At 39.0% G+C, this 16,523-nt stretch carries 10 protein-coding genes; all 10 read right to left on the reverse strand.

Going from position 1 to position 16,523, the window contains the following annotated elements:
* Position 1: 1 nt before the first annotated feature.
* Positions 2-5,032 (reverse strand): translocation/assembly module TamB, encoded by a 5,031-nt coding sequence (locus tag PQ459_13185; protein WDF45851.1) that lies wholly within the window; start codon positions 5,030-5,032, stop codon positions 2-4.
* 327 nt (positions 5,033-5,359) lie between these two features.
* Positions 5,360-6,160 (reverse strand): HAD family hydrolase, encoded by an 801-nt coding sequence (locus tag PQ459_13190; GenBank protein WDF45852.1) that lies wholly within the window; start codon positions 6,158-6,160, stop codon positions 5,360-5,362.
* A 100-nt stretch (positions 6,161-6,260) separates the two neighbouring features.
* Positions 6,261-7,214: a transketolase C-terminal domain-containing protein gene (locus PQ459_13195; GenBank protein ID WDF45853.1), complete on the reverse strand. Its 954-nt coding sequence runs from the start codon at positions 7,212-7,214 to the stop codon at positions 6,261-6,263.
* A gap of 12 nt (positions 7,215-7,226) precedes the next feature.
* Complete coding sequence (locus tag PQ459_13200; GenBank protein ID WDF45854.1) at positions 7,227-8,075, reverse strand: transketolase; 849 nt, start codon at positions 8,073-8,075, stop codon at positions 7,227-7,229.
* A gap of 3 nt (positions 8,076-8,078) precedes the next feature.
* The gene (gene fsa, locus PQ459_13205; GenBank protein ID WDF45855.1) at positions 8,079-8,732 is read right to left on the reverse strand and encodes a fructose-6-phosphate aldolase; all 654 of its coding nucleotides are present in this window, start codon (positions 8,730-8,732) and stop codon (positions 8,079-8,081) included.
* A 45-nt stretch (positions 8,733-8,777) separates the two neighbouring features.
* Positions 8,778-10,814, reverse strand: a complete 2,037-nt coding sequence (locus tag PQ459_13210; protein ID WDF45856.1) for an alpha-glucuronidase — start codon at positions 10,812-10,814, stop codon at positions 8,778-8,780.
* An 84-nt stretch (positions 10,815-10,898) separates the two neighbouring features.
* Positions 10,899-11,864 carry a glycoside hydrolase family 43 protein gene (locus PQ459_13215; protein ID WDF45857.1) on the reverse strand — a complete coding sequence of 322 codons (966 nt, stop codon included), beginning with the start codon at positions 11,862-11,864 and terminating at the stop codon, positions 10,899-10,901.
* A gap of 50 nt (positions 11,865-11,914) precedes the next feature.
* A complete protein-coding gene (locus PQ459_13220; GenBank protein ID WDF45858.1) occupies positions 11,915-13,039 on the reverse strand; it encodes an endo-1,4-beta-xylanase in 1,125 nt (374 codons plus the stop codon).
* An 88-nt stretch (positions 13,040-13,127) separates the two neighbouring features.
* On the reverse strand, positions 13,128-14,576 hold the full coding sequence (locus PQ459_13225) for an MFS transporter (protein ID WDF45859.1): 1,449 nt from the start codon (positions 14,574-14,576) through the stop codon (positions 13,128-13,130).
* Between the two features lie 33 nt (positions 14,577-14,609).
* Positions 14,610-16,523 carry a sialate O-acetylesterase gene (locus PQ459_13230; GenBank protein ID WDF45860.1) on the reverse strand — a complete coding sequence of 638 codons (1,914 nt, stop codon included), beginning with the start codon at positions 16,521-16,523 and terminating at the stop codon, positions 14,610-14,612.

Here is a 16,523-nt window from a genome sequence, read left to right on the forward strand (position 1 = left end):
ATTATTTAAAATCTACTACTTGGTTATTGTTTTTTTGTCTTTCTAATTTTCTTTTCTCACGCTTGGAACTCTGGAAAATCTCACGGAATTTATCATAATCCAAAGTGATGATGAAACCAACGCCTGTTTCCACGATCTGTCCTTGCAAAGCGACTTGATATTCGTTCTTACGGTAAGCTCTCAACATATATCTGCCATCTCTGGAGAGGCTGTAGTCGATTGTGACATCACCTGCGATATTGGTCGTATTCTCGTTTTGTCTGGCATCGCCTTCCAATCCGAAGTTACTTCCTACAGATACTTTCAATCGGTCATTCAGTAGTTTTTTGCTTAAGCCGACATTCAGGTCTGTTCTGGTGTTTTGAGCTCCTGTGGAATAATCTTCGGAGGATTCCAGATCAAAATTAAGGTCAACACCTTTTATCAAATCGGAAGCCAAATTATTCAATTGTTGCGATAGGATCTTGCTCACACTTTGTCTCGCCAAAGTTTCGGTGGAAAGTCCCGCACTATTTTCAAACGGATTTTCACCGATAAATCTATTTAATAAAAGCAATGCGAAAACCTGCTTATTCATTTCGTTTTCTTCCGTTCTTAGTTGTGCTAATTTTTGATCCACAACATCTTTTACGTTGGAAGAAATAGAGTTATTTTTTTCATCCGTCGTAATATCAAACGTGATGACCGGTTTCAACAGTTCGCCTTTCATTTGAAGCAAAGTATTGAATTCCATTCTCTGTTTATACTGATTGAGCATTGCGGCACTTTCTCCACTGATCTGCTGTTCCACAAGATCCAGCGGCGCGGTTTGGGTTTTATAAACTGCCGTGATGTCAAGCGTTGCTGCGGTCGGTTCGCCCGTCCAGGTGATTGTACTTCCTTTTTGGATCTCGAATTTACGTTTCAGAAGGCTCACGGTCATATCGTAGCTTCCCTGCTCTACTTCGTAAACGCCGACCAAAGTGGTTTTTCCGGATGGGTCGATTCCGCCGGTCAATTCTGCTTCACCTTGAAGTTTCACAAAATCACCGTTGGCTTTGTCTATGACCACAGACATTTTGGCTTCTTTGCTCACTTCAATATTGACACTCACGTCCATTCCTTTGATCTGGTTTTTGGCAGCCAAAGAATCTGTAACGATGGTTTTGTTCAATGCGATCTGGTCTTGGTCAATGAATTCTACAATGCCGTCTCTTTCCTGCAACGATGGACTTGATTGAGGCAACACAAATGTAAAATCTGTATCATCCGAAACCGCCAGTCTACCATCGACTTTTGGAAGGTCTAGGTTTCCTCTTACCTTCAAAGCAGCGTCGATAGACAAGATCCCGTACATCAAAGCGTCATTTGATTTTTCTGAATTCACAACTTTGAAATCTTTGGCATTGATGTCAAGATTGAAGGCAAAATCCCTGTAGGTCTGAGTCAAAACCTGACCGTCGATCTTAAGCGAATTTCCGTCCTTATCATTGATTTTGAAATCATCAAACTCGATTCCTCGGTTGGTGAACGCGATTTTATCATTGATCTTTCTGAAATCACTTCCAGTTTGCGCAATCATCAATCCGACATTATTCATTTTCACATCGCCGAGAATTTTCGGTTCAGTCGTTGTGCCTGTAATTTTCAGATCACCTGAGAGATAACCTTCTGTGTTGGTGATTGCATTCATAGAAAAGCCTTGTAGCGTTTTCATCTGAAGTTGATTCATCGCCAGATTCAGGTCAAAACTACTTGCTGCAGTGTTGTAATTTCCAGTGATCTTCACATCATTTTCGTTTCCGGAAAGCGCAATATCTGCATTGATGACATCGGCCGAAGTATTATTGGCCTTCAAAGCTAGATTCCCAACTGGACTTCCGTAAACAAAAAGGTCGGAAACATTGATGTCTGCATTGAAATTCATTTTTTTGTTCAAGTCTCTCAACTGCGCTGTTCCGTTGATCGTTCCTTTTGCCAACAGCGAATCTTTTTTAATGATCTCTGTAATGGTTTCGATTTTGAAATCTTTCAAAGTGACATTCAAAGGACTGTTTGGCGACGTGTTTTCTGATTGAACCAAGATCTCGCTTCCAGAATTTGACAGTCTGAAATTATCCGCAAAAATCCCCTGACTTCCGATCTGGATCTTGTTACCGTCAGCAACGGCCCAATCCATATAATTCAACTTCAAACCATTCGGGTTCAAAGAGATCTCTGTAATGTCATTCATCGATTTGGCGTTACCAGCAATCAGGAATTGTGTAGCGTCTTTATCGTCTTTGGTCGTGATGTTATAATTAATGATATTATCGGCGACATCACCATTGATATTGACTTTGTTCAAAGCAAAACTTTCGCTCTTCAAAGCTGCAACATCCAGATTATATTGTAGAGCTTGATTTTCGTTGGTTATCTTCAGGTTTGTATTTTCAAGCGAATTGGTGCCATACAATACTTGCGGAATCTTGGCATCGAGTTCTATTTTTTGAGAATCAGCGTTGTAGTTTCCAGTGATATTGATGGTTTCAAAGCTTTTCAATTCCGGAACGAACTTTCTGATCAAGTCGTCGTTTTTGATCGTAGCATTGACCGTGAAATATTGTCCAGCATCGATTTTCGCTGCCTTTCCTGGTTTTTGGAATTGATAATATTGATTCATCGTTTGCGACAAAGCCCCGAAGATTTGGGTCAATTTGTATTTTCCATTCAGTTCCACATCCGCAATCTGAGAATTGAATTTGATCTGCGTTGAATCCGCTGTAGAAACGGCCAACAAATTCACTTCCTGAATTGGATAAACTTCCTTCGTATCAGAGATGGCGAAGTTTTTCAGATTCAAATAACCATTCAGATTATCCGGATCAAGGCTTTTGAAATCACCATCGATTGCGCCAGCCAAAATCATTGGCGAACTGTAAAAACCAAGTTTGTTCAAATCTAATTTATTGATATTCCCATTGACTTTCACCGTTGGATTCTTGTCGTCGTAAACACCGGAAGCGGTCAATTGAAGGTTTGCATTCGGGTCTTTGGAATTGAGAACAATGTTGTAAGCGCCACGATTGATCTTGCCGACCAAATTCATATTTTGATAACGATAATCTTTGTAAGTCGCGGATTGCACGTTTCCTACAATATTCGCATTCGCATTTTTGAAATCAAAACTTTCTCCTTTCGCAGAGATCTGAGCCGTAATTGCACCGAGATCTTTGTTCTGAATGATCTTTCCGATCTGTAGATTTTGCAAGTTGGCTTTCACATCGTACAACTCACGGTTTTTTCTACGCATATCAACTTGCGCTTTGATTCCCGCGTTTCCGAGTGTGGAATACAAACTAAGATTCGTATTCACAACTTTCGTCGTGCCTTTCGCAAAGCCTTTGATGCTGAAATGCGAAGGCAAAGAAATATTGGACGGAATCGTCCCTTTTGGAACCAAATTGAAGATCGTTCTTCCAGATGAAGCCAGTTCGCCGATTTTCAAATCGTAATACAAATTGTCAGGATTCATCGCATTTCGGATTCTTCCTGATGCATTGACACGCAATTGATCCAGACCAGAAACTCTCAGTTCGTTGATCAAAAGGTCATTCACCAAACCTTTTACGTTGGCATTGACGGACAGAATTGCGTTTGGATATTTGTTGAATGGCGCGGTATTTCTAAGTGTAGGGACCAAATTCAGAATATCAGCAAAACCAATTTTGGAATCTTTGATATTTGCAGAGATATTGACCGCGCCAGGATTGGCTGATAATTGCTCGATAGAATTATAATTAAGGACAACCTCGTCTCGCAAAATGGTTTTAGAAGTCTGAAGATAAAGGTCTTTCAAGTAAGCTTCTTTGTCCGAGTACACAAAATCCGTATTGAATTTTTGAATATCCAAACCTCGCGCTTCCTGGATCTCAGCCGATTTCACACTTCCTGCAAAACCATTGTTTTCCATTTTGAAATTACGAACGTCGACATTCAGTTTTCCAAAATTAAGATGGTTGAAATCCATTCCAGTTTTGGTCGGCGCCACAGCAGTATTGTTGTAAGCGACTTTCACGTCATTGAATATCAACTTTCCGAGAAGAACTTTCATCGCTTTTTCCTGCGTTGTACTTTTTGAAACTTCAGATGTTTCCTCTTTAGGATTGGCGTTTGAAGTTGGAAGGAACAAGTTGGCGTTGATGTTTGCGCCCGTCAAATAAACGTTTCCAACATCGTAAGCATTATTTTGAAGGTCGAGATTGTTGACTTTTGTGCTCAATTCTTTAAACAAAACCTTCGCAAAAGTCTTGGAATTATCGTCACCGTAATCGATATTGAAATTCGTCAGTTTGATTCCGCTCAAGCCCAATTGCATTGGTTTTTTCTGATTGAGAGAATCCACTTTTTCCTCCACATTTTTGGATACTTCCTCGATCAGATCTTGTTTCAGTTTTAATTTCAAACCATCAAGATTGATATCGTTGACCGCGTATTTGTTATTTTGAAGATCAAAGGTTTTCACCCGTGTATCAAATGAATTGAAGTAAACCTTGATGTCATTTTTCGACTGTTGGTCGTTGAATGTAACGCCGATATCTTTTAGATTGATTTTATCAAGAGAAATAATAAAAGGCTTGGATGGACTTTCCTCTTTTTCCGAAGTCGCAAACGCATCCATTATGTAATCAAAGTTGAATTTCCCTTGCGGATCACGCACCACATTGGCACGAACACCTTCCAGATCAATTGAAGTCAGATCCGCTTTTGATTTGATCAATTGCCACATATCCAATCCGACATCAAATTTTCTCACCGCCAAAAGCGTATCTACTTTTTGACCTTTCAAGTATAGATTTTCGATGACCAAGCTGTGGGGAAAACCGATATAAACCTTTTCCAGACTTACTTTGGTCTTGATCTTACCTTCGAGGTATACGATCAATTTATCTTTAATTAAATTCTGAACGAATGGCAGCCTTAAACTAAATATGAGCAACACAAAAAAAACCACAATCGCAATGATGGTTCTGATGAAACGTCTAAATAGTTTTCCTTTATTGAGTTTTTTCAAATCTTAAAATGTTAACAAAATTAGCTATATCAAATACCGTACTATAAATACAGAATAATGATTATTCTTATAATTAACTTACATAGGAACTTTTAAAACTGCAAAGTTATTTGCTTCATTAAAGGATCATTACATCTTTTACTAAAATATAAAAAACAAAAATAAAATGTTATGAATCGCTATTCAATAATGATGGATTAACCGATAGAATCGATTGGAGCAAAAAAGTTATAATTCTAAAACAATAACCTTTCAGTAATTGAAATTCAAAAATAAAGGTATTCCTGAGGAATTGAATGGGAATTATAAGACTTATAAAAGAAAAAATTAATTCTGATCCAAATAACTCCTTACAATCTGCAAGACACCAAAGTTATCATTGGAAGAAGCGCCAAAAGTGGCAGTTTCTTTCACAGATGGATGGGCATTTTCCATGGCGTACGAGTATTTGGAGTTTTTCAGCATTTCGATATCATTCATATAATCGCCAAACGCCATCGTCTGCTCTGGTAAAATGTTGAGGGATTTTTGAAGCTTTTGTAAAGCATGACCTTTATTGATATTTTTATTCATCACATCCAACCAATATTTGCCGGATACCACGACATCGAGATCGTATTCTTCGAATTTTTTCAAAACGGGATATAGATTTTTCTCAGATCCGTTCGGGTGGTAAATGGCAATTTTGAATGTGCTGTCATCCACGACTTCCGTCATATCATTCACCTTTTGATTCTTAGTATAATATTGGCTAAAAAAGTCAATGAATTCCTGATCATCAGTTTCATAGTAAGCGCTCTTTTTAGCAGAAAGAACTGCTTTAGCTTTAGGGATCTCACGCGTTGCCTCGATGATTTTGACAACCAGGTCATGTGCCATTTCATCAGCAAAAAGTTCCTGATTTTTATAAATGATGTAGCCTCCATTTTCTGCAATGAAGCCAATTTCAGATTCTATATCACCGAAATATTTTGTAATTCCTGCCATCTGTCTTCCGCTGGCCGGCACAAACATGATATCCCTTTTCTTCAGTTCCTGATACATTGCTGCAAAATCCGGACTCACCTCGTGTTCCGAATTCAAAAATGTACCGTCCATATCCGTTACTATCAGTTTGATATCTTTCATAATTTAATCAAAAAAAAATGTTCCTTAAATAAAATCTAAGGAACAAAGGTCTTAAAATATTGACCTTTAAAAAAATCAGACTGATTAATTTAAAGTCAATTTATTTTCTTTTCAGGACTTTTTGCACAGCTTTTACAATCGATTCTGCATTCAGCCCATATTTTTCCATCAGCTCCGCCGGTGTTCCGCTTTCTCCGAAACTGTCGTTTACAGCTACATATTCCTGCGGCGCCAGATGTTCTGTGATCAATAGTTGCGCGACACTGTCACCCAATCCGCCTAATCTATTATGTTCTTCCGCCGTTACAACGCAGCCTGTTTTTTTGACGGATTTCAAAATTGCTGCAGCATCCAAGGGTTTGATGGTATGAATATTAATAATCTCTGCAGCAATTCCCTGCGCTTCCAATATTTCTCCGGCTTTAATTGCTTCCCACACCAAATGTCCAGTTGCAACAATCGTTACATCCGTACCTTCGTTTACCATCCACGCTTTTCCAATTTCGAAAGTTTGATCTTCATCTGTGAAGACAGGAATCACAGGACGTCCAAATCTCAAATAAACTGGACCTTCGTAATCTGCAATCGCAATAGTTGCCGCTTTGGTTTGATTGTAATCACAAGTATTAATGACCGTCATCCCGGGAAGCATTTTCATTAATCCGATATCTTCCAAAATCTGATGTGTTGCGCCATCTTCACCCAATGTCAAACCGGCGTGAGACGCACATATCTTGACATTCTTGTCGGAGTAAGCCACCGACTGGCGAATCTGATCATAAACTCTGCCAGTCGAAAAATTCGCAAATGTACCAGTAAATGGAATCTTCCCCTGAATTGCCAAACCTGCAGCAATCCCAATCATATTGGCTTCTGCAATCCCAATCTGGAAAAATCTTTCCGGTGCTTTTTCTATGAATTTTTCCATTTTCAAAGATCCAATAAGATCTGCGCAGAGTGCTACCACATCAGGATTTTTATCTGCCAGTTCTGCCAATCCAGCTCCGAATCCGCTTCTGGTGTCTTTGCTTTCTGTGTATGTATATTTTTTCATTTGATTCAAAAATTAATAATCGCCCAAAGTTTCTTCGAGTTGGTATAATGCTGTTGCCAATTGCTCATCATTTGGCGCTTTTCCGTGCCAGGCGTGTGTTCCCATCATATAATCTACGCCGTGTCCCATTCCTGTTTTTAGCAGAATACAGATTGGCTGTCCCTTTCCTGTGAGAGATTTTGCTTCGTCCAAAACATTGAGGATTTCCTCAAAGTCATTTCCATTTTCTACGTCCAGAACTTTCCAGTCGAAGGCTTCGAATTTTGTTCTGAGACTACCTAAAGAAAGAACTTTCGATGTTGGTCCATCAATCTGCTGCCCGTTGTAATCTATGGTAGCAATCAAATTGTCAACTTTGTTATGAGACGCGTACATTACCGCTTCCCAGTTCTGTCCTTCCTGAAGTTCGCCATCGCCGTGAAGACTGAAAATCAGATTCTCATCCTTATCCAATTTTTTTCCAACTGCATGACCAATAGCAACCGATAAACCTTGGCCAAGTGAACCCGAAGCAATGCGGATTCCAGGCAAACCTTCGTGCGTGGTTGGATGACCTTGTAATCTGGAATTCAGTTTTCTGAAGGTGGCCAGTTCGCTCTTCTCAAAATAACCTGCGTGCGCCAAAACGCTGTAGAAAACCGGCGAAATGTGACCATTGGAAAGATAAAATGCATCTTCGTCTTTCGCGTTCATATCAAAGCCATCTTTTCTTTTCATCACGTCAAAATAAAGCGCAACCAGAAAATCCGTACAACCTAGCGAACCACCAGGATGACCAGATTGGCAAGCGTGAACCATTCTTACAATATCCCTTCTGACCTGAGAAGCGATATGTTGGAGTTTTGAAATATCGTGTGACATCGATTACTGCATTTTTTGTGAATCCTTGATAAATTGCTCCAATCCGGAATCCGTCAAAGGATGTTTTAACAAAGAAAGAATTGGCTGGATCGGACAAGTCACGACATCGGCACCAATTTTTGCACAATTGATAATATGCATACTGTTTCTTACGGAAGCCGCCAGAATTTCAGTTTCGAAGCCGTAATTATCAAAAATCAATCTGATCTCTTCAATCAGATTCAAACTATCTGTCGAAATATCATCCAATCTTCCTAAAAACGGTGAAACGTAACTTGCTCCAGCTTTTGCGGCCAAAAGTGCTTGTCCAGCTGAGAAGATCAAGGTACAATTTGTTTTGATGCCTTTGTTTGAAAAATATTTTAGCGCTTTTACGCCATCTTTTATCATCGGGATTTTTACAACGATGTTTGAATGAATGGCGGCAAGAATTTCGCCTTCTGCAATCATTTCTTCATAAGTTGTGGAAAGCACTTCTGCTGAAATATCGCCTTCAACAATTTCACAGATATTTTTGTAATGCTGAAGGATTGCTTCTTTTCCGCTGATGCCTTCTTTTGCCATCAATGATGGATTTGTTGTTACACCATCTAAGATTCCCAAATCGTTAGCTTCTCTGATTTGATCTAAATTGGCTGTGTCAATAAAAAATTTCATTATAATTTTAAGTTTTAAAGTTTTATTAATTTTCTTTGATTTTGATTAATTATGATGCCACATATTGAGTTTGATTTTCTTTAAATCTTCCAATTCGTGAACTGGTTTTTCAATATAACTTGGAATCGGTTGTTTAGAAAATGTCTGGAAGTAAAGCAGACACGCATCTTTCCACCAAACCGCATCTTCTGCCTGAATTTTCAATTTTGATTGTACAGATTTGAATCGCTCTTCGTCAACCAAAGTCTGCAATTTGTCCCAGGTTTCCTGATAGTTTCGAACACCTTTTACGCCAGTATCATATTTTAGACAAAGTTCTTCCCAAAGGGTTTTGCCATCCCTCATTTTGTAATTCCAAGGCACGTGATGGAACCAGAGAATCAGATTTTCGGGTGTTGTTTTAATATTACCATAAGTTTGATCTAATGGCGGGAAATAGAGCGAAACAGCATTACTTCCGGTCTTTGTCCTGTCGAATCCTAAGCCGTTTGTATCTGCCTTGTGGTAGTAAACCGGCGACCAGTCTGGTCTTCCGTTTTTATAATCTCCCCAAGGCTCTGGACCATAGTGGTGTCCCGAAGCAAAAATGTGGTGAAGTCCCAAAGGCATCATATAATCAACCGCCGTTTCTCTTGAGGAAAGCATGATTTCTTTGACCGGTTTTACGAAAGACTGATTATCGGTAAAAGTCATTTTAAGCCATTCGTCTGCAATCTGCTCCGAAGACAAATCGTGATTCCAAGCCAATCTTCCGAATGCATACCAATTTGCCTGGGCAAAATGATGACCTGTCCAGTTCGCATCTTCACCAATGTTGGCTACTGCGGAAATCGCTGTGATTTTATTTTTCATTAATGTTCCGTCTGTGATCTTTGCGATTGTAGAACCTTTGCCATAAGCATAAGTATCACTATCCAAATTTTCTTTGAATAATGGAGCCAGGAAAACCAAATGATTTGAGAATCCTAAATATTCCTGTGTGATCTGAAACTCTACCATTTCCGGTGTTTTCTTCAAAGCACCAAATAATGGATTAAAAGCTTCTCTCGGCTGGAAATCAATTGGTCCATTTTTAATTTGAATAATGACATTATCTTTGAATTTTCCATCCAATGGTACAAACTCAAGATACGCCTGTTTTGCGCGGTCTTCGTTGCTCGGACTGTAGACAAATGCGCGCCACATTACAATTCCGTTATATGGTTTCAGAGCATCCGCCATCATATTGGCACCATCCGCGTGAGTTCTTCCGTAATCCTGCGGTCCAGGCTGACCTTCGGAATTGGCTTTCACTAAAAATCCGCCAAAGTCAGGAATTAATTTATAAATCTCTGAAGCTTTTGACTTCCACCAGTTTTGTACATTTATATTTAGTGGATCAGAATTTTCTAAGCCATCCAGGACTTTTGGTGACGAGAAATTGACCGACAGATAAACCTTAATCCCATAAGGTCTGAAAATATCAGCCAGAATTTTCACTTTCTCCAAGTAATCTTTTCTGAGCATATTTGGAGATGCATTGACGTTGTTCAGAACTACAGAATTAATTCCGATTGAGGCATTGGCTCTTGCATATTCTTTGTAACGGGTCGAAATTTTATTCGGCAAATCTTCCCATTTCCATAAGGAATGTCCTGCGTAACCGCGCTCGATTGTTCCATCCAGATTATCCCAATGGTTTAGGATTCTGACATCATAAGAAGGTTTTTCTGTGAGATTGAGTTTTTCCAGATTTGCTTTGGTTTCCTGTAGGCGAAGAAGGTGATAAACACCGTACAACAATCCGATTTCTTTACTTGCTGAAATAGTAATTTTATTTGCTGAAGATTTGATTGTGTAACCGTCTTTCAGATCCTTCAAAGCTTTATCTGTTCTTAATTCTACAGCCTGTCCCTGCCAGAAACTGATTAATTCATTTTTAGCAATTTCAACTGTCGGATTTTTTCCTTTTGAAATGATTTTGTCTGCAGAAATCCCGTTTTTGATATTCGGGAAACGCAGCCATAATTTGCTGCCATCGTCTGCGAAAATCATTAATGGAAATAATAAAAATAAAAGGATGTAAGCTCGGAAATTTTGCATTTGGAGATTTTTCAGATTGTAATTATAACCGTCATCTTCTAACAGTTATCGGTATTGAAACCTATGGGTTGGGCAAAGGTTAATTTAATCTAATCCTTCGATGGTTTTGAAAGTGCCATCCTCATTATATTCTAATTCAACCACTTTCATACTTCTGAGCCAGGTTTTGCCTTCACTCGGTACAGAATCGTGGAAGAACAGATACCATTTCCCTTTGAATTCTGCGATGCTGTGATGCGTGGTCCAGCCAACAACCGGCGTCAGAATCACACCTTGATAGGTGAATGGTCCGTACGGATTTTCACCAATAGCATAACATAAAAGATGAGAATCTCCTGTGGAATATGAAAAGTAATATTTGCCGTTGTACTTGTGCGTCCAAGATGCTTCGAAGAATCTGTGAGGATTGCCGTGAAGTAATTCGTCTCCGTTTTTATCTAAAATCAATAAGTCTTTTGGTTCTTCGGCAAACTCCAGCATATCATCACTCAACAAAGCCACTTTTGACGGAATTGCCGGCTCTTCTTCATTTGGAATTGCGGCAGATTCCAAAGCTTTGTTGTTTCTGTAACGCTGCAATTGTCCGCCCCAGATACCTCCGAAATACATATAATGTTTGCCTTCATCCTCGAAAATACAGGGATCGATGCTGTAGCTTCCCAATATCGGATGTTTCTCGGGAACGAAAGGGCCATAAGGTTTGTCGCTCACCGCAACTCCGATTCTGAAAATGTCATTTTTATCTTTCAAAGGAAAATACATATAATATTTACCGTCTTTGAAAGCCACATCGCAATCCCAAAGCTGACGACCAGACCAAGGAATATCTTTCACAGAAAGTACAACGCCGTGATCTGTCACCTCACCATTCTCAACATCATCCAGAGAAAAAACATGGTAATCATTCATATCGAAATGGTCGCCATTGTCGTTCTCCTCTATTCCACTTTCGCGGTCGTGGGATGGATAAATATAGATTTTACCTTCGAAAACGTGAACAGAAGGATCTGCCATATAATCTTTCGGGAAAAGGTATTTTGCTTTGTTCATTTTTTATTTAGATTTTTAGATGAGAGACTGATAGATAATATAGCTTAAAATTATTTTTTCTCAGCGAGTTTGATGATTTTTTCGACGACTGGTTTTGCATTGCAGTTTCGGTCAAAGAATAAAGGATAATCGGTGCGGCCTTTAACCGGGAAATCGTTTTTCCAGGACTGGGAATCTGTGACGCCCCACAATGTCACTCTTCTGATTTTGTCTTTGTGTTTCAGGAACAGGCTGAAGAAATCGGCGTATCTATTTTCCCACTTCTCCTCCACATCTCTTGGAAGTCCATTGACGTAAGGATTAATTTCTTTATTGTATGCAAAAGTATCGGCGATGTTGGCTCCAGACTGACCTTTCGGAACCGGTAACGCGCTGATGTCCAACTCTGTGATATTTATTTTGACGCCAGATGCGGCATATTTTATAATGGCATTTTCATATTCAGCCATTGTGGGACTGTTCATTTCCACGTGAGCCTGCATTCCGACGCCGTCTATTCTGATGCCTTTGGATTTTATATTCTTAACCATTTTTACGATGGTTTCTATCTTTTTTGGATACCATTCGTTGTAATCATTGTAGTATAATTCTGCATTTGGATCCGCTTCCTGAGCATATTTGAACGCTAATGGAATAAATTCTTCGCCGAGAATTTCGTAGAATTTTGATTTACGGTAAGAACCATCTTCCATAATCGCTTCATTTACCACATCCCAACCTTTTACTTTTCCTTTATACCGGGAAACGATGGTTTGGATATGAGATTTCATTCGTTGCTTCAAAACTTCGGGAGAGACATCTTTTCCATTCTCATCCACAAAAAACCAGCTTGCCAATTGTGAATGCCAGATCAAAGTGTGACCAATGGTAAACATATTATATTTTTCTCCAAGCGCTACGAATCTGTCTGCGTCATCAAAGAAAAACTGTCCTTCTTTCGGTTGTAGATACATAGACTTCATACAGTTTTCCGCCACTATGGAACTGAATTGATTTTTAACAACATCGACAGAACTTTTGTCGTCCTCATAAATCTGTGAAAGACCCAATGCCGCACCGATAAAAAAATCATCTTTGTACGCTGATTTGAGTGTTGAGGCCGTTTGTTTTTGGGCGAAAACACTATTTGAAATAGTTATGGCCGCAAAGCTTAAGGAAATGATTACCTGTTTCATATGTAAATTTTATTTTTTAATTGTCACATTCGCTCACCCCTTTTACTTATTAGCTTTTGAAAGTAATGGGCGATTCCACATGATTCAATTATTTTTTTCTTCTTTCTGCTAAATCGTGTTCGATCTGCACTTCTAATTTTTTATCGATTTTATAAAAGAAAAGCAATCCACAAGCAAGGAAAAATGGGATCGACGGGAAAATACTGACGAGCATTTTTGCTCCTGCTGAAACCGTTTCCGGCTGAATGACATCTTGAGTTCCTTCTGTAGAAATGTAACCGTACTTACCAATAATCAAAGCGACCAGTGAGCTTCCGATGCTCAAGCCGACTTTCAGTCCAACCATCATTGCAGAGAAGATTATGGCTGTTGCTCTCCGGTTGTTTTTCCATTCAGAATAATCGGCTACATCAGCAATCATTGCCCACAAAAGCGGCGTTCCGATACCGTAGAAGAAACCGTGCAAAACCTGAGATAAAAACATCATCCCAACAGCTTTCGGCGGATAAAAAATGAACACGAAAACAAATACAGTTGCGATGAATAATGACGTCATAAAAACATCACGCTTCCCGAATCTGTCAGCAAATCTTTTTGAGAAAGTAATTCCTACAATCATCATAATGATTCCGCCTGCATTGAACAATCCAAAACCTGCCGATCTTGGATCTTCTCCAAAGAAATTCATCCCGATAGAATTGAAAAATGAAGTGATTGGAGAAATAAAATTTGCCAGTGCCGTTTCATCAACATAATTATTAAAATAATAAACATAAGAACCACCTTTCATTGCCAAAGTGATAAAAATCAAAGTTGTAACACACAAGGTGATGACCCAAGGCTTATTTTGAAACAAGTCTTTGAGGTCGGCTTTCAAACTGGATTCCTGTTCTGGTTTTGGAATGACTCTTTCCTTCGTCGTGAAAAATGTGATCAGCAACATCACAGATCCGATGATTGCCAGCCAGGTCATTACGCTTTCAATCCCGACAGCTTTGTCGCCGTTTCCTGCAGAAAAAATAATCGGCAGCATAAAAACCTGTACGAAAAACTGAGCAAACATCACCGCCACAAAACGATAAGATGAAATGCTGTTTCGCTCCTTCATATCTCCCGTAATAACGCCGCTCAGAGCTGAATACGGTAAATTATTAGCCGAATAAAGCAACAGTAATAAAGTGTAAGTGGCCGCTGCATAAATCATTTTTCCTTTGTAAGAAAAATCCGGCGTGCTAAAAGCAAACAACGCTGCAACACCCAACGGAATTGCTGTAAACAAAATCCACGGACGGAACTTCCCATATTTGGTCCTAGTTCGGTCTGCCAAAGCGCCAATGACCGGATTGAATCCAAAACCAGCAATCAAACCGACTACGAGTGTAATGACAGAAGCGTCTTCCGCCTTCAGTCCGTAGATATCGGTGTAGAAGTAGGCCAGATAAGTTACCAAAGTCTGAAAAACCAGATTTGCAGCCAGATCGCCAAGACTGTAGCCAACTTTTTCTATTACTGATATTTTTTGTGCGTTGTTGTCCATTTTTGAAATGATTAATTCTATTAAATTAAATTTTTATTCTGTGGTGAAGGGCGATGCAGGAAGGCCGCTTTTGTTTCTGAGGTTTCCCTCGGGATTGTCTGCCCAGTTGTATCTCACCGCAATCGGATTTTGGATTTGATCGTTCCAGACAATGATTTTATTTCCTTCGATTCTGGCATCTGCCCATTTGTAAATTCCGGTTTTATCTTTGACTGCAAAGCCTTTTAATTCCTGAATTTGCATAAAATCATCCATTCCTTTTTTGAATGAAAGTATGATTTTGTTGCCATCAATTTTCATTGATTGATAAACAGGACCATCTGCAATGACATTCTTTTTATCAGCGATTTTTAAAGCCTGCAAAGCGAGTCTGTCGCCAACTGTTTTTTTGTTTAATGGATGAATGTCATTCCACTCGCCAATATCTGTGATGACGGCCAATCCCGTATTTGGAACTTTCAAAGAAACCTGACGTTGTTGATTTCTAAGTTCTGCCCAATTGCTTTCAACAGGTTGTTTTTTAGCTTCCATAAAATTGGCGAGCTGAACAATTAAAAATGGTAAATCCTGCTTCCATTTCGTTCGCCAATCTGAAATCATCGTGGTCAAAAGATCGCCGTACTCCTTCGGTTTTTTGGTGTTGCTTTCTCCCTGATACCAGAGGAAACCTTTAATAATATAATTTATCAAAGGATTGATCATCGCGTTGTAAAGTCCTGTCGGTTTCCAGCGGATGAAGGTTTGTCCCGGAGCCATTTTCTCCATTTTGGTTCCGATTTTATATTTCCATTCACCTTCTAACGATATTTTTTGACCATCAATTTCCAGATAGTATGGTTTGTCTGCGATGAATTCTCCTTTCCCGCTTCCATTGATCACTCTGACGGTGATGATATTTTTTCCTTCTTTCAGAACACCAGCTGGAATGTCGTACCATCTTGGCGGATATTCATAAGTTACATTGCCGACTTTCACTCCATTAATGTAAGTTTCATCGGCATCTTTGATTCTTCCAAGATTCAGAAATGCAGCTTTTCCAGTCTGATTTTTGGTTAAATTAATTTCTTTCCTGAACCAAACTGAACCGTCAAAAGATCCTTCTTTGTCTTCCCAAGATCCTGGAATTTTCATTGTTTTCCAGTCAGAATCATTGAGTGAAACATCTTTCCAGTTCTGATTTAATCCAATATCGCTTTGATCTAATTCTGAATACCAGGCTTTGCTCAATGTTTGTTCGTTAGATTCCGTTGATTTTATTAGATCATCATTTTTCCATTTTTCTGCTTCCTCAAGAGATTCAGGATATTTTTTCAGAGAATTGGTGTCCATCCAGGCTTGGATTGGTGAACCGCCTAAACTCGCGTTGATAATTCCAATTGCTACTTTATTTTTGAGATTTAATTCCTTGGCGAAAAAATAGGCAACCGCAGAAAAATTGACGATTGTTTGCTGACTGGCACTTTCCCATTTTCCAGTTTCAAAGTCATTCTCTGGAGCTTTGAAGTTATATTTTTGAGGAACCGTGAAAAATCTAATGTTTGGATTGTTGGCATTTTTAATTTCATCTTCATAAAGCGGTTTCACTCTTCGCATCGGAAGTTCCATATTAGATTGCCCTGATGCTAGCCAGACATCGCCAATCATAATGTCTTTCAAAGTGATTTCATTAATGGTCATAAAATAGGGACCACCGGCTTTAATTTTTGGTAAGCTGATTTTCCAATCGCCATTTTCATTTGAAATGGCAGCATATTTTTTGTTCAGAAATGTGACCTTTATTTTTTCATTCGGATCTGCTTTTCCCCAGATTTTGATTTTCTGGTCTCTCTGCAAAACCATTCCGTCCGACACCAAAGCCGGAAATTTCACTTTTGCAAAAAGAAAATTTCCTGCGAAAAGTAAAATGCCAAAAAGTAAAATAGATCTGAATATTCTAATATTTTTCAT

The organism is Chryseobacterium sp. KACC 21268 (assembly GCA_028736075.1).
Lineage (GTDB): Bacteria > Bacteroidota > Bacteroidia > Flavobacteriales > Weeksellaceae > Epilithonimonas.